Here is an 18,930-nt window from a genome sequence, read left to right as displayed (position 1 = left end):
ACCATGAAGCTCACTGTCAACGGCGCCGAGGTGTTTGTCGCAAACGGCGGCCGCGAGTTCGACAAGTCCCTGCCTGCGGTCGTCTTCATCCATGGCGCCGGCTTCGATCATTCGACCTGGGCGCTGCATACGCGCTGGTTCGCCCATCACGGTTATGGCGTGCTGGCGCCCGACCTGCCCGGCCACGGCCGCTCGGCTGGACCTTCGCTGTCAACCATCGCCGAGATGGCGGACTGGACGGCGGCATTGCTCGCTGCGGCCGGCGTGGCAAAGGCGCACCTGATCGGCCACTCCATGGGATCGCTGATCTCGCTGGAGACGGCGGCGCGTCACCCCGACAAGGTGTCCGCGCTGAGCCTGATCGGCACCGCCGCGACCATGTCAGTCGGCCCCGATCTCCTGAAAGCGGCCGAGGCCAACTCGCAGGACGCCAACGACATGGTGTCGATCTGGGGTCTCGGCTTCAACGCCGAGCTTGGCGGCAGCCTCGCTCCGGGCCTGTGGATGCATGGCGGCGCGCAGGCGGTGCTGAAGTCTTGCGAGCCGGGCGTGCTCTTCAGGGATTTGTCGGCCTGCAATGCTTACGCGAACGCGCTTGTCGCTGCTGCGAGCGTGAAAGTGCCGACGACGCTCATCCTCGGCGAACGAGACATGATGACACCGGCGAAGGCGGGCAAGGCGCTCGCCGCGGCGATCCCGCATGCCAAAACCGTCGTGGTGCCGGGCGCAGGCCACATGATCATGGCCGAGCGCCCGGATCAATTGCTGGCGGCGCTGAGGGGCTGAGGGTTTAGATAGAAGACAGCCTCCACGGGCGTCATGGCCGGGCTTGTCCCGGCCATCCACGTCTAGCTATTCGGGACTAAGAACGTGGATGCCCGGGACAAGCCCGGGCATGACGACGTCTTCCTAGCCTCATCTTACGAACCCGGCGTCCACTTCCAGACGATGTCGGAGACGTTGACCGGCTTCGGGATCAGGCCGAGCTTTGCAAAACGGTCGGCCACGGCCTGCTGCGTCCTGATCACCTCGGCATCAAGCGGCACCACGCTGTAGACGGAGCGGTTGACGAAGCGCCTGACAGCTTCGATGTCGACGCCGGTCGCTTCGGCCTGCGCCTTTGCGACCTCCTCGTGATGCTGCTCCGCCCACTTGCCTTCGGAGGCGAAGGTCGTGTTGAGCTTTGCGACCAGCGACGGATATTTCTCGACGAAGTCGGTGTTGGCGATGTAGTAGGCGTTCGGCTTGTGCACGTCCTTGTCGAAGACGAGAACGCGGGCGTTCTCCTTCAATTCAGCGAGCGCGAGATAGGGATCCCAGATCGACCAGGCGTCGACCGAGCCCTTCACGAAGGCCGCCGTCGCATCGGCCGGCGCGAGCGGCGCGGGCGTGATGTCGGACCAGGACAGGCCGGCCTTTTCGAGCGAGGCGACCAGGAGATTGTGCGCGCTCGATCCCTTGCCGAAGGCGACGCGCTTGCCTTTGAGATCGGCCAGCGTCTTGATCGGCGACTCCTTAGGCACGATGATCGCCTGGTTGTCGCCTTCGGACTTCACGGCCGCGACATACTTGATTTTTGCGCCGCCGGCTTGCGCGAAGATCGGCGGGGTGTCGCCGACGAAGCCGAAATCGACGCTGCCGACGTTGATGGCCTCAAGCAGCGGCGGACCGAACTGGAAGTCGATCCATCTGACCTCGATGCCCAGTGGCCTGAAGGCATTTTCGAGCGTTTGACGCTGGCGTACAGCCGGGAAGAAGCCACCCTTCTGGGTGCCGATGCGGATTTCCGCCGGCTTGTCCTCGGCGCGTGCGGGTGCGGCCAGGGCGGTTGCGAGGAGAAGCGCTGCGGTCAGGATATGTCGTCGTGCAATCATGTTGCGGTCCTTTGCGTCAGGTTCAGTTGGCGAAGAGTGAGGAATTGGCACGGCGGCTCCGCTCCGAAAACACAGCACGCGCGGCGCGTTCGGCCTCGCGCGCCGAGCGGAACTGGCGGCCTTCGAGGCTGTCGAACAGGCGCTCCGAGGAGAAGAAGCGGAAGCCGCGCTCATCTCTTGTGATGATGCCGGCGGCACGATCGTGGATTTCGATGATGTAGGCGTTGGACTGGGTCTGGGACATGACTGCTCGTTCGCCGGAATGTCGGCGTTCCTGTTGTGGGATTTGTGCTGTGGGAGGTTGCTAGGAGGCGATCAGCAACAACAACAGGCGCCGGTTGCCGCCGAGAAACAGCGCCGCGTCATGCACGCGTGCATGTCGTCAAGGTTACGCTGGTGATCGGTTCTCATATCGCGACATCAAGCTCGAGGAGCAGTTTCGATGCTGCGAATATTGAGCGATTGGTGCGTTCGGTCAATGAAATGGCTATCCATATTTGGCACGAGCGCGCTGGCGCGCTTCTCCCGGCGGAAGCACCAACAGACGGATTCATCTCGCGATGAGTTCAACAGGCGTGGGCGGCGGGCATGGTACGCTCGCGCAACGTCAAAACAGACAATTTGGGAGATCCGGACATGGCGGATGATCTGAAGGGGCGCACCGCGCTCGTCACCGGTGGCTCGCGCGGGATTGGCGCAGCCGTCTGTCGCGCGCTTGCCGCATCAGGCGCGGCGGTGGCGATCAACTGCCGGGAGCAGATCGGGCAGGCCGAGCAGTTGGCAGGCGAGATCGGCAAGCAAGGCGGTCGCGCGATTGTCGTTGCCGCCGACGTCTCGCAGCGCGACGCCGTGGCTACAATGGTCGAGCGCGTCACGGCCGGGCTCGGACCGATCGACATCCTCGTCAACAATGCCGGCATCGCCATCACGCGCGGCGTTGACGATCTCACTGAGGACGATTTCGACCGTACCATCCTGGTCAACCTGAAATCAGTCTTCCTGTGCACGCAGGCGGTGCTGCCGTCGATGCGCGCGCGGAAATGGGGCCGCATCGTCAACATCTCCTCGGGCGCGGCGCGCGGTGCTGGCTCGATCGGCCCGCACTACAATGCATCCAAGGCCGGCATGGAGGGTCTCACACGCGGTTATGCGGCGCGGCTGGTGAAGGAAGGCATCACCGTCAACGCGGTAGCGCCGTCGCTGATCGAGACCGACATGATGAGCGGCCAGCCCCAGCTCGTCAGCCGCATCCCGCTCGGCCGCTTCGGCACGGCCGATGAGGTGGCGAAAACCGTGATGCTGCTGGTCGACAATGCCTACATGACCGGGCAGACCATCGCGCTGAGTGGAGGCATGGCGTTTAACTAGGAGCGAAGATGGTGCCGCCTTTCCTTCTCCCCTTGTGGGCCTGTTGCGTAATTCGTCAATTGTGATTCCCTAGGGCAAAGCCTTGGAGGGTAGCGATGGCGGTCAAGCGGACGGGACAGCCGAGCTTTGTGGAAGCGCTGATGCCGAAGGGGGCCGGCGCCAATGCGGCGCTGGATCGGCTGGCGGGCCTGGTCAAGTGGTACCGGTTCGAGAAGCTGATCGGCCATTTGCGGGATGAAGGGAGCCCCGGTCGACCAGGCTATCCGGTGCTGGTGCTGTTTCGTGCTGTGCTGTTGCAGTCGCTGTATGGTCTTTCGGAGCGCGAACTCGAGGAAGCGCTGGGCGACCGGTTGTCGTTCAAGCGCTTCGTCGGTTTGAGCCTCGAGGATGCGACGCCCGACCATACGGTCCTGAACCGCTTTCGGAACCAGCTTGTCGAACAAGGCCTGCTGGAGAAGCTGTTTGGTGAGCTGGATCGTCAGCTTGAAAATGCCGGCGTCATCCTCAAGCGCGGCACGATGCTGGATGCGACCTTGATCCAGGCGGTGTCGGCTCCTCCGAAGGAGGATCGCCCCTCAAACGATCCCGACGCCCGCTTCACCAAGCGGCAAGGCAAGAGCGGCACGACGTTCGGTTACAAGGCCCATGTCGGTGTCGACGAAGGATCCGGCTTGATCCGCACGGTACTGACCACACCGGCCAACATCAACGACACGACACCGGCGGACGCTTTGATCCGCGGCGATGAAGCTGCGGTGTGGGCCGATGCGGCTTACGACACCCATGCCCGACGGGCCCGGCTGAAGGCGGAGGGCAAGAAACCCCGCATTGCTCGTCGGCCCAACCGGCATCACCCGGAGTTGCCGCCGAGGCTCAAACGCTACAACCTCCTCATCGCGCGCCGCCGAGCCCAGGTCGAGACCACCTTCGCTACTCTCAAACGCCGCATGCGGCTGACCTGCATCCGCTACGTCGGTCTGATCAAGGCGACCGGGCAAGTTCTGCTCGCCTCAATCGCCTTCAACATGAGGCGGTGGGCCACGATCGCCGCGTGAGCTGCCCGCTGAGGGCAACAACTACAGATCTTCGCAGGCATTGCCAGGACCAAGGCCTTCTCTCCTGACGTCTTCAGCCTCAAAAGCCGATAACGCAACAGGCCCCTTGTGGGAGAAGGTGGCGCGAAGCGCCGGATGAGGGTTATCTCTCCGCGCATGCCGATTGAGAGATGAGTTCGCGGAGAGATACCCCTCACCCGTCTCGCCGCTTCGCGGCGAGCCACCCTCTCCCACAAGGGGAGAGGGTAAGAAAAAGATCACCACATCGTCGCAGCAGCCCGTTCCGGCCAGATCCGGTCGTACTCGGCGCCACCGACCTTGTTCTCGCTCATCTCGGCGAGGATCTGGCCGGGCGTCGGCAGCGTTTTCGGATCGATCCGCTTGTCGGGATTCCAGAGGTCGGAGCGGACGATGGCGCGGGCGCACTGGAAATAGATTTCGTCCACATTCATCACCATGACGCTGCGCGGCGCCTTGCCCTCGACCTTGAACGAGGCGAGCAGCTCGGGATCGACGGAGAGACAAGCGCGGCCGTTGGCCCGCACCGCATTGCCGGAACCGGGGATCAGGAACATCAGCGACACCCTGGGATCGCGCACGATGTTGCGCAAGGAGTCGACCCGGTTGTTGCCGCGGCGATCCGGGAGCATCAGCGTCTTCGGATCATGAATGCGGACGAAGCCGGGGAGATCGCCGCGCGGCGAGCAGTCGATCCCCTCGGGCCCGATGGTGGCCAGCGCGGCAAACGGGGCCTTCTCGATGAAGATGCGGTAGAGCGGCGTGACGTGGTCGGCGACTTTCACGGTCGAGGCATCACCAACGGCACCGTAGATGGCCTCCAGCTGTTCGACCGTTTCAATCACCGACATTCCGTTCTCCTTGTTGCGCCGGCTATTCGTGCCAGCCTTCGTTCCTGATCACGCGCACGAGCTGGCGGCTGTGATAGTCCGCGCTGCCCGCGTTGAGGATGGTGACATCGGCATTGGCCGATGTGTCGTCGACGCTGCGCGCGAGGCGATCTGCGATATTGCCGTCGCTGTGCCGGGCCCGGGCGGCAAGCCGCTGCGCCAGCACGTCCGGCGGCGCCGTGATCGCGACCACAACGACGTTGGCATAGGCCTGGCGCAGCGCGCCGATCACCGTGCGCGAGACATTGGCGACGACGGCCCGGCCAGCGAGGATGTCATCGTTGATTTCGAGCGGAAGAGCGTAGGAATGACCATGCGCTTCCCAGTGGACGGCGAAATCGCCGTGCTCGCGCGCGCGGCGGAATTCGTCCTGGCTCATCGCCATGTTGTCTTCGGCTTCGGAGGATTCGCGCGTCACGACACGGCGCGGAAAGACGATGTCGTGATCGTCCACGCAGGCCGCCTGTGCGAGCCGCAACAGCGTGTCCTTGCCGGCACCGCTGGGACCGACCACGAGCACGAGCCGCCCGGGTCCGATCCCGCTGGCCTCATCGTGTGCCATGGTCGCGGTCTCGCTCATGCGACGCGGTTTCCTTCGCGCCAAACGCTGCGGACCACGGGAACGTCGCCTGCGACATGCACGCGGATCAGGTCGGCGCGCTTGCCGATCGCGACCTCGCCACGATCCGACAGGCCAACCGCCTCGGCCGGCGCCTTGGTCACGGTCCGAACCGCCGCCGGAAGGCTGATCGCGGGCACATGCTCCGGCAATTGCAGCGCGGCCATCAGGAGGCTGGACGGGATGTAGTCCGACGACAGGATGTCGAGCAGGCCCTCGCGGGCGAGATCGACCGCGGCGATGTTGCCGGAGTGCGAGCCGCCGCGCACGACGTTCGGCGCACCCATCAGGATGTCGATGCCGGCCTGATGCAGGCCGCGCGCGGCCTCCAGCGTGGTCGGGAATTCCGCCACCGACACGCGATCACGCACGGCGTCCACGACGTTCTCCTCGGTGGTGTCGTCGTGGCTCGCCAGCGGAATGTTGAATTTGTGCGCCAGCGACACGATCTCGCGCATGTTGGCCGCTGCATAGAGCTTCTGATACTCGAAGCGCTTCGCGAACAGCTCGTCGAGCTCGGCATCGGTCTTGCCGCCGCCCTTGCCGCGATAATAGTCGCGCAGCTTGACCTCGTCGCGGAACTGGCGCTGGCCGGGTGTGTGGTCCATCAGCGACATCAGCTTGACGTCGGGACGGTCGATCAGCTCCTTGGCCTCCTCCACCACGCTCGGCATCGGGATTTCGCAGCGCAGATGCAGGAAGTGGTCGGCGCGCAGCAGGCTGGCATCGCGGGCGGTCGTGATCGCGGCGGCGAGCACGCCGGCGCGGCCATCGACTTCCTCGGCGCCATCCTCGCGCCAGACCCGGAGCGAGTCGAACACAGTGGTGATGCCTGAGGTCGCGAGCTGGCCGTCATAGGAGATGACGGCCGCGACCGGATTCCAGAACACTTTTGGGCGCGGCACGTAATGCGCTTCGAGGTGGTCGGTGTGGAGCTCGATCAGGCCGGGCATGATGAGGTCGCCGCCGGCATCCTCCGCACCCGCAGGCGCCCTGCCCTCGCCGATCTCGGCGATGCGTCCGTCGGCAAGAGCGAGCCAGCCCTGCTCGATCACCCGGTCAGCCAGCACGATCCTGGCGTTGGCGATCAATGTTTCCTTCGGCTTGGCATTCATTTCCATTTCCTTCAGGCCGCGGCGGCAAAGCTGGTGACGTCAACAATACGGTCGGCAATCAAATGGCGGATTTCGTCGTCATGGACAATGGCGACCATGGCGACGCCCTGGCGCTTCTTCTCGGCGACCAGATCGACCACGACGGCGCGGTTGGCGGCATCGAGCGAGGCGGTCGGCTCGTCCAGCAGCAGGATCGGCAGCTCCGAGATGAAGCCGCGCGCGATGTTGACGCGCTGCTGCTCACCGCCGGAGAAGGTCGCCGGCGGAAGCTGCCAGAGTCTTTCGGGAATGTTGAGGCGGTGCAGCAACTCGCCGGCGCGCTGCTGCGCCTCAGCGCGTGCCAGGCCGTTCACGATCAGTGGCTCCGCGACGACGTCAATGGTCGCAACACGCGGCACCGCCCGCAAAAACTGGCTGACATAGCCGATGGTGGAGCGGCGGATATTGAGAACCTGCCGCGGCTCGGCGGTGGCGAGATCGACAACCGCGCCGCGATGGCGGATGCCGATACGGCCGGAGTCGCAGCGGTAATTGCCAAAAATCATCTTCAGGATTGACGACTTGCCGGCACCGGACGGGCCAGACAGCACGACGCATTCGCCCGGGTTGACGTGGAAGGTCACGCCGCTGACGACAGGCAGCTCGATGCCGCCCTGCAGGTGCATCGTAAAGGTCTTTTTCGCGGCGGCGATGTCGATCATGGCGGTCATCGGAAAACTCATCTTGGAAGGCTTATGGCGGCAGAATCGAGGAAACGAGGAGCTGGGTATAGGGCTCGCGGGGGTCGTCGAGCACCTGGTCGGTGAGACCGGTCTCGATGACGCGGCCGCCCTTCATCACCATCACGCGATGCGACAGCAGTCGCGCCACCGCGAGATCATGGGTGACGATGATGACGGCGAGGTGCAGTTCGGCAACGAGGCTGCGCACGAGGTCGAGCAGGCGCGCCTGCACGGAGACATCGAGGCCACCGGTCGGCTCGTCCATGAACACCAGCCGCGGCTCGGTGACGAGGTTGCGCGCGATCTGGAGACGCTGACGCATGCCGCCGGAGTAGGTCCGCGGTGCATCGTCGATGCGCGCAATGTCGATCTCGACGCGGGTGAGCCAGTCCGACGCGGTATCGCGGATGCGGCCGTAGTGATTCCAGCCCACCGCCATCAGCCGTTCGCCGACATTGGCGCCGGCCGAGACCGCCATGCGCAGGCCCTGCGCGGGATCCTGGTGCACATAGCCCCAATTGGTGCGGAACAGGAAGCGCCGCTCGGCTTCGCCCAGCGTCGTGAGATCGCGGGTGACGCCGTCGCGCATCCGGTACGACACCTGGCCGGCGCTCGGCGCGAGCTGGCCCGACAGCATTTGCAGCAGCGTCGACTTGCCCGAGCCGGACTCGCCGACGATCGCCAGCACCTCGCCGGGGTAGAGCGAGAAGGAGACGTCGCGGCACGCGGCGATGCGGCCATAGGACTTGCTGAGCGACTCCGCGAGCAGCAGCGGCTGATCGTTTTCGAGCTTGGCTAGATCAGCCATGTCTTGATCAGCCATGTGAACCCGCCTTGTCCTTGTACGGCGCGGCGCTGAGGCTGCCGTGATGGCCGGCGGCCTGGCGGCCCTCACAATAGTCGGTGTCCGAGCACACGAACATGCGCCCGCCCTTGTCGTCGGTGACGATCTCGTCGAGATAGGAATTCTCGGCCGCGCACAGCGCGCAGGGCGCGTTGAAGCGGTACGGCTCGAACGGGTGATCCTCGAAATCGAGCGACACCACCTGCGTATAGGGCGGGATCGCATAGATGCGCTTCTCGCGACCGGCGCCGAACAATTGCAGCGCCGGGCAATTGTCCATCTTGGGATTGTCGAATTTCGGCGTCGGCGACGGGTCCATCACGTAGCGCGCGTTCACCTTCACCGGATAGGCGTAGGCGGTGGCGATGTGGCCGAAGCGGGCGATGTCCTCGTAGAGCTTCACATGCATCAGGCCGTATTCGGCAAGCGCGTGCATGCGCCGGGTCTCGGTCTCGCGCGGCTCGAGGAAACGCAGCGGCTCCGGGATCGGCACCTGATAGACCAGCACCTGGTTCGCGTGCAGCGACGTCTCCGGGATGCGGTGACGGGTCTGGATCACGGTCGCATCTTCTGTTGCCGTGGTCGTGGCGACGCCGGCGGTCTTGGCGAAGAATTTGCGGATCGAGATCGCATTCGTCGTGTCGTCCGAGCCCTGGTCGATCACCTTCAGCACGTCCTGCGGCCCCAGGATCGCCGCGGTCACCTGCACGCCGCCGGTGCCCCAGCCATAGGGCATCGGCATTTCACGGCTGGCGAACGGCACCTGATAACCGGGGATTGCGATCGCCTTGAGGATCGCGCGGCGGATCATCCGCTTGGTCTGCTCGTCGAGATAGGCGAAATTGTAGGCGGGCGCGTTCATTCCGCGGCCTCCTTCATGGCATCGGGCGCATTGGCCTCGGCAAATTCCTTGCGCAGCTTGCGGAGCAGGCCGAGCTCGGACTGGAAGTCGACATAATGCGGCAACTTCAGATGCTCGACGAAGCCGGTCGCCTGGACATTGTCCGAATGCGACATCACGAATTCTTCATCTTGCGCCGGGGCCACGGCCTCTTCGCCGAGCTCGCGGGCACGCAGCGCCCGGTCGACCAGCGCCATCGACATGGTCTTGCGCTCGCTCTGGCCGAAGGCGAGACCATAGCCGCGGGTGAAACACGGCGCTTCCGTCGCCGAACCCTTGAATTGATTCACCATCTGGCACTCGGTGAGCTCGATGGAGCCGAGCGGCACGGCGAAGCCGACGTCCTCCGCGAAAAACTCGACCTCGACCTCGCCGAAGCGGATCTCGCCGACGAAGGGATGGTTGCGGCCGTAACCGCGCTGGGTGGAATAACCCATGGCCAGCAGAAAGCCTTCGTCACCGCGCGCGAGGTTTTGCAGGCGCAGGTCGCGATCGGCCGGGAAGTTCAGCGGTTCGCGCGTGAGATCGCCGACGCTGGCGCCGTCTTCGGCCCGCGGCGAGGATTCGATCAGCCCGTCGCGGCCCAGAATATCGGTCACACGCGGCGTGGGCGCCGTCGACGCTTCGGCCGTCGCCGGCACTTCAGGCACAAAGCCCTGGCCAAGCGAGGGATCGAGCAGACGATGCGTGTAGTCGAAGGTCGGCCCGAGGATCTGGCCGCCGGGAATGTCCTTGAAGGTCGCCGACACCCGCCGCTGCACCCGCATCGCGCCGGTCTCGACCGGCCCGCTGGCGCCGAAGCGCGGCAGGGTGGCGCGGAAGGCGCGGACCAGGAAGATCGCCTCGATCAGATCCCCGCGCGCCTGCTTGATGGCGAGCGCCGCGAGCTCGCGGTCATAGAGCGACCCTTCGCTCATGACGCGGTCCACCGCGAGCCCAAGCTGCTCCGAGATCTGGTCGAGCGTGACTTCGGAAACGCTCTGGTCGCCACGCCGCGCATTGGCGAGCAGGCGATGGGCGTTCTCGATGGCGCGCTCGCCGCCTTTGACTGCGACATACATGCGACTAGCTTCCCTTGTTCACGACACGCGTGGTGCGCGGGATCGCAACCACGGCGTCATCGGCGACCAGCACCAAATCGATGCCGCGCGGAAACAGCGCCTCGTTCATGCGCAGGCGCTCGAACAGGTCGAAAGGCCTGATCGAGGCCTGAAGCGTCGCGACACCGTCGATGCCGGGGCCACGCAGTTCGAAACTGCGCCCCGAATTCAGGCTCTCGACCTGAAGGATCACCGTGGTCGAACGATCCGGATACTCATTCGTGCCCAGTGCGAAGCGCTCGAGCGATGGCAGCGCCGCACCATCGCTGATCAGCGCGAAACTCGCGATCGAGGAGTCCTGCACCACCGGCGCGCCGGTGTGGAACTTGAGCCATTTCACCACGTCCGACCTCTCCGCCATCCGGGCATCGAGCCAGAGCGGCGTGTCGTGATCGAACAGCGTCAGCGCGATCGCGGCAGTGCCGCGCATCGTTGGCTCGGGCGCTCCCGCCATCGGCACGATGCGCTGGACCGAACCCGGCCGCGCCATCGCGTCCATGACGGAACGAAAGGTCGATTGCGCCGACAAGACCTTGTCGACGAAACCCGGCGGCAGTTCCGCAATCGTGGTCATGGCCTCACCCCTCACCGCGCACCATGGTGTAGAAATCAACCTTCGTCGCGGCGGTCTCGGCGGCCGCCTGCTTGCGCTGGATCATAAGCTGCTCGCGCAACGGCGCGATAACGTCACGCTCCACCGCCTCGCCGAAATCACTGGACTGCGCCAGTGCGTCGCACAGCGCGATCAACCGCGCCTTTTCGCCATCGCGCCCCAGCGTGTAGCCGAAGCCGACCTCGCCGCTCGCGAGCCGGACCGCCGCGCGCGACACCGTGGCTTCACCGAGATTGAACGGCGCGCCGTCGCCGCCGACCCGGCCGCGCAGCATGACGAGACCGTTTTCCGGCGCGCGCAGCTCCTGATGAGCCGGCAGGGCGAGAGCGCGGAGGCGAGCGGCGATCTCGCCCGCCTCCGCGTGCGCCAGCACGGCCATCGCGGCCTTGCGCTGGACTTGCTGGTTGTTGTGCTGGGTCACCAAATTCACCGAGCTTTTGACAGAACTTGCCGAATCCAAGTTGTCTATGATAATAGACAACTTGATACGGAAGCGCCATGACTGTTTCGTGACAAACGTGTGATTTCTGAAGTAGGCTTCTCGGCGACATGAGCATGCAGGACACAGCCTCTTCGGGCGTCGCGCTGTGGCGCCTCGTTGCCGACGGCATCGAGCGCGGCATCGCCGACGGCCGCTTTGCGGCCGGCGACAAGCTGCCGGGCGAGATGGAGATCGCCGAAACCTATCGGGTGAACCGCCACACCGTGCGGCGCGCGCTGGCCGCGCTTGCCGAGCGCGGCATCGTGCGCGCCGAACGCGGCAGCGGAACCTATGTCGAGGCGCAGCGCCTCGCTTATCCCTTGCGCTCGCGCACCCGCTTCTCCGAGATCGTCGGCGCCGACGGCCGCGAACCGCATGGCCGGCTGATCGAGGCGTCCGACGATGTCGCGACCCGCGAACTGGCGCGCGAACTGGGATTGAAGGCCGGCGCGCCGCTGGTGCGGATCGAGGCGATCCGCCTCGCCGACCGCACGCCGATCTGCGTCTCCACCACCTGGCTGTCAGCGGAATTGTTCCCGGGCGCGGGCGAGGTGTTCGCCGCGACGCGCTCGATGACGAAACTGCTCGAGCATTACGGCGTCCGCGACTACAGCCGCGGCGCGACCCGGATCACCGCCGGCATCGTGGACGCAACCGATGCCGCGCGGCTCGATCTGCCGCTGGGACGGCCGATCCTGGTGGTCGACGCGACCGACCACGATCTCGCCGGCAAGCCGCTGGTGACGAAGCATTCGCGGTTCGCGGCGGAGCGGGTGGAGTTTCTGGTGGAGAACGGGTGAGGCTGCTCTTCTTCACCCTCTCCCCTTGCGCGAGAGGGTGGCTCGCCGCGTAGCGACGAGACGGGTGAGGGGTATGTCTCTGCAAACACCGATCTGAGCTCGAGGAGGCAGACCCCTCATCCGGCGCTTCGCGCCACCTTCTCCCACAAGGGGAGAAGGAAGAAAGCTACGCCACCGCCCTGCGCCCAATAATCGCAAAGCGCAGCTTGCTCGAGATGAAATCGATCGCGGCGACGGCGACCAGAATCATCAGGATCAGGAACGACACCCGCTGCCATTCCAGCACGCGGATCTGCTCGGCGAGCTGGAGGCCGATGCCGCCGGCGCCGACGATGCCGATGATGGTGGCCGAGCGCGTGTTGGATTCGATGAAATAGAGCACCTGGCCGGCGATCACGGGCAGCACCTGCGGCAGCAGGCCGAAGCGGATCTCGTGCAAAGCGCTGCCGCCGGAGGCGCGGACGCCTTCGACCTGCTTCTGGTCGGCGCCCTCGATCGCCTCCGAGAACAGTTTTCCGAACGCGCCGAAATCCGACACGGCAATCGCGAGCACGCCGGCGAACGGACCAAGCCCAACGACGTTAATCCACACCAGCGCCCAGATCAGGGTGTCGACGCCGCGGATCGAATCCAGGAAACGGCGGACCGGAAAACGCAAAATCTGCGAAGGTATGACGTTGCGCGCGGCCAGCAGGCTGACCGGAAGCGCGAACACCGCCGCCAGCGTCGTGCCGAGCAGCGCGATCGACAGCGTCTCACCCAGCGCCTTCAGATAGACCGGCAGCGAGGTGCCGGGATCGGGCGGGATCATCATCAGGCTGATCCAGCCGAGCTGGCTCAGCCCTGCGAAGAATCGCGACGGCGAGAAGTCGAGATCGACGAGGCCGTAGACTAGGATCGCAAACGCCGCGACGGTCATCGCCGGCATCGCGAGCCGCGCCGAGGCGGGGCGGTCGAACACATCAGGGTAGCGCGCGCGAAGCTCTCGCGTGTCGACCTCCTGCGGCCTCGTCACGTCCGTGCCTCCTTGCCGAACAGGCGGCCGCGCAGCCAGCCCGTGGTGATGTCGATGATGAAGACCGTGATGATGATGGTGAGCAGGATGGCACTGACGTCGGAGTAATAGAACTTGCGGATGGCGACGACGAGCTCCTGGCCGATGCCGCCGGCACCGACGAAGCCCATGACCGAGGCCTCGCGGACGTTGATCTCGAAGCGCAGCAGCGCATAGCTGGCATAGCCCGCGGTCACCTGCGGCACCACGGCGAAGCGCATGCAGGAGAGCCAGCTCGCGCCGGTCGAGCGGATGCCTTCAACCGGCTTCATGTCGGCATTCTCAACGATCTCGGAGAACAACTTGCCGAGCGCGCCGGTGGAGTGGATCGCGATCGCGAGCACGCCGGCCATCGGCCCGAGGCCGAAGGCGATCACGAAAATCAGCGCGAAGACGATGCCCGGCACGGTGCGGGCGAATTCGAGCAGGCGACGCACCACGAAGCGCAGCCAGGGCGACGGCGAGGTGTTCTCAGCCGCGAAGAAATTCAGGCAGAAGGCGAAAGTCGCGCCGATCAGCGTGCCGACATAGGAGATCAGCAGCGTCTCGCCCAGCATCTTCAGCCATTTGCGCCAGCCCCACAGCCACTCGCCGGCATCGGTCCAGACCCGCTGGCCGCTGTCGAGCGTGAGGATGCGGTCGAAATAGCTGATGAAATTGCCGAAATGGGCGAAGAAGGTGCGCAGGTTCACTTCCGCGCCGATCGCGGCAAGAAACAGGGCTGCGGCAAAGATCACCAGCCCCAACAGGAGTCGGAGCCGCTTGCGCGCGACCGCCTGGCGATAGGCCGCGTTCAGCACGGCGAGCTGCTGCTCGGGAAGGATCGAAACCGCGACGGTCATCTGGCCAGGAAAGGTGGTCGATCAAAGAGAAAGAGCCGGGTCCATCGACCCGGCTCCAGTGCTATCGTCCCGAAACTCAGGACGCCTTCTTCTTACGCAGTGCATCGACGAACTTGATCAGCTCGATCGTGCCATCCCAGTCCTTGGTGGTGGCGGGATGAAAACCCTTCTTCTGGCCGTCCTGGAGGCGATCGAAGGCCGCCTTGTCCTTGGCCGGCGCGTCGAAGAACGCCTTGGCGATCGCCGCCTTGGCATCTTCCGGCAGGTCGGAATTGTAGGCGTAGGGGCCGTTGATGATCGGCGCCGACTTGTGGATGATGCGGAAATCGTCCTTCTTCATCGGCGAGCCGTCGGCGTTCTTCAGCATGCCCTTGGTCAGCATCTGCGCCAGCGTGGAATCGTCATCGCTGGTCCACTGGTTGGCCGCAACGTCGACCGTGCCCTGCGCCAGCGCCAGGATCGCGTTCTCGTGGCTGCCGGTGAAGACGACCTTGCTGAAATAGGTGTCGGCATCCGTGATGCCCATCTTGTCGAGCTCGAAGCGCGGCACGTTGTTGCCGGAGGTCGAGTTCGGGTCGACGAGGCCGAGGTTCTTGCCCTTGAGCTGGTCGACGCTCTTGTAGGGGCTGCTCGCCTTAACGAAGAACACCGAGTAGTAGCCGGTCGAGCCGTCGGCGTTGATGTCGTTGGCGAAGGCATCGGTCTTGACGCCGGTCAGGCGGGCGCGGGCGAACGACGCCGAGCCGTAGCTGGCGATATGGATGTTGCCGGCGCGCTGGCCCTCGATGACGGCGGCGTAGTCGTTGGCGATGCGCAGCGTGACCTTCACGCCCAATTCCTTGGAGAGATAGTTCATGAACGGCGCCCAGCGCTCGGTCACGCCCGAGGCATTTTCCGCCGGAATGACCGCGAAGGTCAGTTCGGGATATTTGGCTTTCCAGTCGTCGGCGGAGGCCGAGGTCGTGAACGCGAGCGCGGCGGCGCCGGCAAGAACCAGTCTGCGAGTGATCATGATACCCTCTTCATCGGTTGGGGTCGGTTGACGCAAAAATTGGCAACTACAGGCGCGGCTCAGGCCGCAGCCGCCGTTCCGAGTGCCGGAACGCCCTCAGGCGCCGGCGCAGGCATTCCGCCCATGACGTCGGAGGCTTCGAGATCGTAGAGCTCGCGCGCGACGTGGTCGGTCAATTCGGCCGGCGCGCCGTCGAACACCACGCGACCCTGCGCCATGCCGATCAGGCGATCGCAATAGGTGCGGGCGAGATCGAGCGAATGCAGGTTGCAGAGCACGGTGATGCCGAAATGCTTGTTGATGCGCAGCAGCGCATCCATCACGATCTTGGTGTTGCGCGGGTCGAGCGAGGCGATCGGCTCGTCGGCGAGGATGATGTCGGGCTGCTGCACCAGCGCGCGGGCGATCGCAACACGCTGCTGCTGGCCGCCGGAGAGCTGGTCGGCGCGCTGGGCGGCGAGTGAGGCGATATCGAACTGTTCGAGCGCCGACATCGCCAGCGCCTTGTCGTGCTCGGGCCAGGTCTGCGTCAGCGAGCGCCAGGCCGGCATCGTGGCAAGACGCCCCATCAGCACGTTGGTGAGCACATCGAGCCGGCCAACCAGGTTGAACTGCTGGAAAATCATCGCCGAGCGCGCCCGCCACTGCCGCAGCTCCTTGCCGCGCAGCGCGGTGACGTCGAGGCCGTCGAACAGGATACGGCCCTGCGTCGGCGTCGCCAGGCGATTGATCATGCGCAGCATGGTCGACTTGCCCGCGCCGGAGCGCCCGATCACACCGACGAAGCCGCCGGGGGAGATTTGAAACGAAGCGTCGTCCACCGCGGCTTTTGCGCCGAAGCGGCACGTCAGACCTTCAACCACCAGCATAGAGGGCTCCAGAGTAGCTGGCTGCCACCGCTAACGCTGGCGCTTGACACTTGTGTGACACCGGCGCTGCGGTGCGGCGATCCTACACACCTCTTCCCCTGTCATCGCATCGTCATGACATTGTCATCAGGCCGCTCGAAGAGGTACGCCCGCCCTCGACCTATCGGATGTAGCATGGCCGGCAAGACGCTCTCGGTTCAACCGACCATCGACCCTTCGGCGAAGCTGCATGAGACCAGGCTCGGCACCTATACCGAAGTCGGTGCGCGCACGATCCTCACTGAAGTCGCGATGGGCGATTACTCCTATGTCGTGAACGACGCCCAGATCACCTACACCACGATCGGAAAATTCTGCTCGATCGCGGCGATGACCCGCATCAATCCCGGCAATCATCCGATGCATCGCGCGACGCAGGCGCATTTCACCTATCGTTCCAGCGCCTACTTCGAAGGCGAGAGCGACGACACCGAGTTCTTCGACTGGCGGCGCCAGCATCACGTTCATATCGGCCACGACGTCTGGATCGGCCATGGCGCGATCGTGCTGCCGGGCCGCAACATCGGCACCGGCGCGGTGATCGCGGCCGGCGCCATCGTCACCAAGGACGTGCCGGCCTACACCATCGTCGCCGGCAATCCGGCGCGCATCGTGCGGCGGCGGTTCTCGGAAGACGTCGCCGGACGGCTGGCCCGACTCGCCTGGTGGGACTGGGATCACGACAAATTGCGTGAAGCACTGCCCGATTTCCGCAAGCTCGGGATTGAAGATTTCCTCTCGGCATATGAAGCACGGGCAAGCTCCCTCACCCGTTCCCCTGCCAGCAAACGAAGCGCGGTCGCTTGACAGACATTTTCCTTGAGGGCGGCCGGGCCCTGATCGGCTCCGAGCTCGTCGAAACTTCCATTCTCGTGTCCGGCGCGGACATTGCGCAGGTCGATGCCTCTCGCGGCCGTGCGCGGCTGGCCATCGATGCGCGCAACCTGCTGATGCTGCCCGGCATCGTCGATCTGCATGGCGATGCCTTCGAGCGCCAGATGATGCCGCGCGCCGGCGTCGACTTCCCGATCGACGTCGCGCTCGCCGACAGTGACCGCCAGGCGATCAGCAACGGCATCACCACCGTTTTTCACGCCACGACCTGCTCGTGGGAGCCGGGCCTGCGCAGCGCCGGCAATGCGCGCGCCCTGATGGAGGCGATCGAGCGGCAGCGCCCGCAATTCGCCGCCGATACCCGTTTCCACCTGCGGCACGAGACCTACAATCTCGACGCCGAGACCGAGATCGGCCAGTGGCTCGCCGAGGGCCGCGTCGACCTGTTCGCCTTCAACGACCACATGGACGGCACCGTCGCCGACATGGCCAAGCCGCGCAAGCGCAACCGCATGGTGGAGCGCACCGGCCTTTCGGGCGAGGAATTCGACCGGCTGGTCGAGCGTGTGCTTTCGCGCGCCAGTGAAGTGCCGGCTTCCGTGTCGCGGCTCGCCGCAACTGCTCGCGCGGCCGAGGTGCGGATGCTCTCGCATGACGATGCGACGCCAGCGATGAGGCAGGAGTTTCGCGAGCTGGGCGCTGACATCGCGGAGTTTCCGATCAACGAGGAGACCGCGCGGGCGGCTGCAAGCCAGGGCGATGCCATCGTCTATGGTGCGCCGAACGTCGTGCGCGGCGGCAGCCATACCGGCTGGACCCGGGCGTCCGACATGATCGCGAAGGGGCTCTGCTCGGTGCTGGCGTCGGACTATTACTATCCCGCGCAGCTGCTCGCCGCGTTCCGCCTCGTCGCCGACGGCGTGCTGCCGCTGACCGAGTCCTGGAACCTGGTGTCCGCGGGACCGGCCCGCGCGACCGGCCTTGCCGATCGCGGCGTGCTCGCGGAAGGATGCCGCGCCGACATGCTGCTGGTCGACGACAGTGTGCCGCTGCGGCCGCGGCTGATCGCGGTGGTCGCTGGCGGGAAGCTCGTGCATCTCACCGATGCGACGCGACTGCTCGCTGCGGCGGCCACGCCGCGCGAAGCTGTTGTTGCGGCCTGAACCGGTTATGCTCGGGCAATGACAGATTTTCCCCGCTACGCGATCTACTTCGCAGCCGGCGCCGACAGCGCCCTCTCCCGCCTCGGCGCCAAGCTGCTCGGCTATGATGTCTACACCGGTGAGGAGATGCCGTTCCCTGCCGACGCATCGCGTGTTGCGCCGGACTGGCGCGACGTCACGGCCGATCCCCGCAAATACGGTTTCCACGGCACGCTGAAGGCGCCGATGGCGCTGGCGCCAGGCAGGACTGAAGCCGAGCTCGTCGCAGCCTGCGCGGCCTTTGCCGGCAAGGCGCGGCCGATGCCGTCAATCCGTCCGGTCGTCGACTCCATCAGCGGCTTCATTGCGGTGATTCCGACCGAGCCGGTGGGCGCGCTCCAGCAACTTGCCGCCGATTGCGTCCGCGAATTCGACGACTTCCGTGCTCCCATGACGGCGGAAGACCGCGCGCGGCGCAAGCCCGACAAACTCACCGAGCGGCAGCGCGACTATCTCGACCGCTGGGGCTACCCGTACGTGATGGAAGAATTCCGCTTCCACATGACGCTGACGGGACGGCTGGATGCGGAGCGGCGCGGGCCGATCCTGGAGATGCTGCGCGCGAGGTTTGCGGCGCTCGGTCTCGAGACGCTGGCGATCGACCGGATCACGCTGTTCAAGCAGGATGATACCAGGGCGCGCTTCCGCTTTGTCGGCGAGTGGGCGTTGGCGCGGTAG

22 protein-coding genes are annotated in these 18,930 nt (G+C 65.3%); 7 read left to right on the top strand and 15 right to left on the bottom strand.

From position 1 onward, the window contains the following. Positions 1-3 precede the first annotated feature (3 nt). Positions 4-786, top strand: a complete 783-nt coding sequence (locus tag AB7535_RS41340; protein ID WP_354114058.1) for an alpha/beta fold hydrolase — start codon at positions 4-6, stop codon at positions 784-786. A 134-nt stretch (positions 787-920) separates the two neighbouring features. Here the strand turns inward: AB7535_RS41340 and AB7535_RS41335 are convergent, their stop codons facing one another. Next, positions 921-1,874, bottom strand: coding sequence for a sulfonate ABC transporter substrate-binding protein (locus tag AB7535_RS41335; RefSeq protein WP_354114057.1), 954 nt, complete (start codon positions 1,872-1,874; stop codon positions 921-923). Between the two features lie 22 nt (positions 1,875-1,896). Beyond that, positions 1,897-2,118 carry a hypothetical protein gene (locus AB7535_RS41330; protein WP_063985898.1) on the bottom strand — a complete coding sequence of 74 codons (222 nt, stop codon included), beginning with the start codon at positions 2,116-2,118 and terminating at the stop codon, positions 1,897-1,899. Between the two features lie 392 nt (positions 2,119-2,510). Here AB7535_RS41330 and AB7535_RS41325 point away from each other — a divergent pair, with 392 nt between their 5' ends. Both AB7535_RS41325 and AB7535_RS41320 read left to right on the top strand, forming a co-directional pair. Further along, entirely contained in the window at positions 2,511-3,242 is a 732-nt protein-coding gene (locus AB7535_RS41325) for an SDR family NAD(P)-dependent oxidoreductase (RefSeq protein ID WP_354114056.1), read from the top strand. 95 nt (positions 3,243-3,337) lie between these two features. Next, a complete protein-coding gene (locus AB7535_RS41320; protein ID WP_166348444.1) occupies positions 3,338-4,297 on the top strand; it encodes an IS5 family transposase in 960 nt (319 codons plus the stop codon). Between the two features lie 257 nt (positions 4,298-4,554). Here the strand turns inward: AB7535_RS41320 and AB7535_RS41315 are convergent, their stop codons facing one another. Genes AB7535_RS41315 through phnG form a run of 9 tightly spaced genes read right to left on the bottom strand, consistent with a single transcriptional unit; the run spans position 4,555 to position 11,549 of the window. Further along, on the bottom strand, positions 4,555-5,166 hold the full coding sequence (locus tag AB7535_RS41315; RefSeq protein WP_071909237.1) for a pyridoxamine 5'-phosphate oxidase family protein: 612 nt from the start codon (positions 5,164-5,166) through the stop codon (positions 4,555-4,557). 22 nt (positions 5,167-5,188) lie between these two features. Beyond that, the gene (gene phnN / locus AB7535_RS41310) at positions 5,189-5,785 is read right to left on the bottom strand and encodes a phosphonate metabolism protein/1,5-bisphosphokinase (PRPP-forming) PhnN (protein WP_439037742.1); all 597 of its coding nucleotides are present in this window, start codon (positions 5,783-5,785) and stop codon (positions 5,189-5,191) included. After that, positions 5,782-6,939 (bottom strand): alpha-D-ribose 1-methylphosphonate 5-triphosphate diphosphatase, encoded by a 1,158-nt coding sequence (locus tag AB7535_RS41305; RefSeq protein WP_439037741.1) that lies wholly within the window; start codon positions 6,937-6,939, stop codon positions 5,782-5,784. The genes phnN and AB7535_RS41305 overlap by 4 nt, the downstream gene beginning before the upstream one ends. 11 nt (positions 6,940-6,950) lie before the next feature. Next, positions 6,951-7,649 carry a phosphonate C-P lyase system protein PhnL gene (phnL, locus tag AB7535_RS41300; protein ID WP_166353575.1) on the bottom strand — a complete coding sequence of 233 codons (699 nt, stop codon included), beginning with the start codon at positions 7,647-7,649 and terminating at the stop codon, positions 6,951-6,953. 22 nt (positions 7,650-7,671) lie between these two features. Then, positions 7,672-8,484, bottom strand: coding sequence for a phosphonate C-P lyase system protein PhnK (gene phnK / locus AB7535_RS41295; RefSeq protein ID WP_439037740.1), 813 nt, complete (start codon positions 8,482-8,484; stop codon positions 7,672-7,674). Beyond that, complete coding sequence (locus AB7535_RS41290) at positions 8,477-9,367, bottom strand: alpha-D-ribose 1-methylphosphonate 5-phosphate C-P-lyase PhnJ (RefSeq protein WP_071909234.1); 891 nt, start codon at positions 9,365-9,367, stop codon at positions 8,477-8,479. Before AB7535_RS41290 ends, phnK begins: the two co-directional genes overlap by 8 nt. After that, the gene (locus AB7535_RS41285; protein ID WP_354114511.1) at positions 9,364-10,467 is read right to left on the bottom strand and encodes a carbon-phosphorus lyase complex subunit PhnI; all 1,104 of its coding nucleotides are present in this window, start codon (positions 10,465-10,467) and stop codon (positions 9,364-9,366) included. The genes AB7535_RS41290 and AB7535_RS41285 overlap by 4 nt, the downstream gene beginning before the upstream one ends. Positions 10,468-10,471: 4 nt before the next feature. After that, positions 10,472-11,080, bottom strand: coding sequence for a phosphonate C-P lyase system protein PhnH (gene phnH, locus AB7535_RS41280; protein ID WP_354114510.1), 609 nt, complete (start codon positions 11,078-11,080; stop codon positions 10,472-10,474). Between the two features lie 4 nt (positions 11,081-11,084). Further along, entirely contained in the window at positions 11,085-11,549 is a 465-nt protein-coding gene (phnG, locus tag AB7535_RS41275) for a phosphonate C-P lyase system protein PhnG (RefSeq protein ID WP_354114509.1), read from the bottom strand. A gap of 119 nt (positions 11,550-11,668) precedes the next feature. Between phnG and phnF the strand changes: the two genes are divergently transcribed. Continuing rightward, positions 11,669-12,400, top strand: coding sequence for a phosphonate metabolism transcriptional regulator PhnF (phnF, locus tag AB7535_RS41270; RefSeq protein WP_028151386.1), 732 nt, complete (start codon positions 11,669-11,671; stop codon positions 12,398-12,400). Between the two features lie 166 nt (positions 12,401-12,566). Here phnF and phnE (AB7535_RS41265) read toward each other — a convergent pair whose 3' ends face one another. The 4 genes from phnE (AB7535_RS41265) to phnC all read right to left on the bottom strand — a co-directional run bounded on the left by phnE (AB7535_RS41265) (position 12,567) and on the right by phnC (position 16,177). After that, positions 12,567-13,415, bottom strand: coding sequence for a phosphonate ABC transporter, permease protein PhnE (gene phnE / locus AB7535_RS41265; RefSeq protein ID WP_071909230.1), 849 nt, complete (start codon positions 13,413-13,415; stop codon positions 12,567-12,569). Next, positions 13,412-14,296 carry a phosphonate ABC transporter, permease protein PhnE gene (gene phnE, locus AB7535_RS41260; protein WP_166104544.1) on the bottom strand — a complete coding sequence of 295 codons (885 nt, stop codon included), beginning with the start codon at positions 14,294-14,296 and terminating at the stop codon, positions 13,412-13,414. The genes phnE (AB7535_RS41265) and phnE (AB7535_RS41260) overlap by 4 nt, the downstream gene beginning before the upstream one ends. A 76-nt stretch (positions 14,297-14,372) precedes the next feature. Next, positions 14,373-15,308 (bottom strand): phosphonate ABC transporter substrate-binding protein, encoded by a 936-nt coding sequence (phnD, locus tag AB7535_RS41255; protein ID WP_063979768.1) that lies wholly within the window; start codon positions 15,306-15,308, stop codon positions 14,373-14,375. Between the two features lie 59 nt (positions 15,309-15,367). Then, a complete protein-coding gene (gene phnC, locus AB7535_RS41250; protein ID WP_354114508.1) occupies positions 15,368-16,177 on the bottom strand; it encodes a phosphonate ABC transporter ATP-binding protein in 810 nt (269 codons plus the stop codon). A 174-nt stretch (positions 16,178-16,351) separates the two neighbouring features. Between phnC and AB7535_RS41245 the strand changes: the two genes are divergently transcribed. The 3 genes from AB7535_RS41245 to AB7535_RS41235 are packed head-to-tail and all read left to right on the top strand — an operon-like array spanning position 16,352 to position 18,930. Then, positions 16,352-17,023 carry a chloramphenicol acetyltransferase gene (locus tag AB7535_RS41245; RefSeq protein ID WP_085400045.1) on the top strand — a complete coding sequence of 224 codons (672 nt, stop codon included), beginning with the start codon at positions 16,352-16,354 and terminating at the stop codon, positions 17,021-17,023. After that, complete coding sequence (locus AB7535_RS41240; protein WP_354114507.1) at positions 17,020-18,213, top strand: alpha-D-ribose 1-methylphosphonate 5-triphosphate diphosphatase; 1,194 nt, start codon at positions 17,020-17,022, stop codon at positions 18,211-18,213. Before AB7535_RS41245 ends, AB7535_RS41240 begins: the two co-directional genes overlap by 4 nt. Positions 18,214-18,231: 18 nt before the next feature. Next, entirely contained in the window at positions 18,232-18,930 is a 699-nt protein-coding gene (locus tag AB7535_RS41235) for a DUF1045 domain-containing protein (RefSeq protein ID WP_354114506.1), read from the top strand.

Source organism: Bradyrhizobium sp. 956_D2_N1_4 (assembly GCF_052076025.1).
GTDB classification, from domain to species: domain Bacteria; phylum Pseudomonadota; class Alphaproteobacteria; order Rhizobiales; family Xanthobacteraceae; genus Bradyrhizobium; species Bradyrhizobium barranii.
The sequence above is the reverse complement of the archived record's forward strand: the minus strand, read 5'-3'. Positions and strand labels throughout refer to the sequence as shown.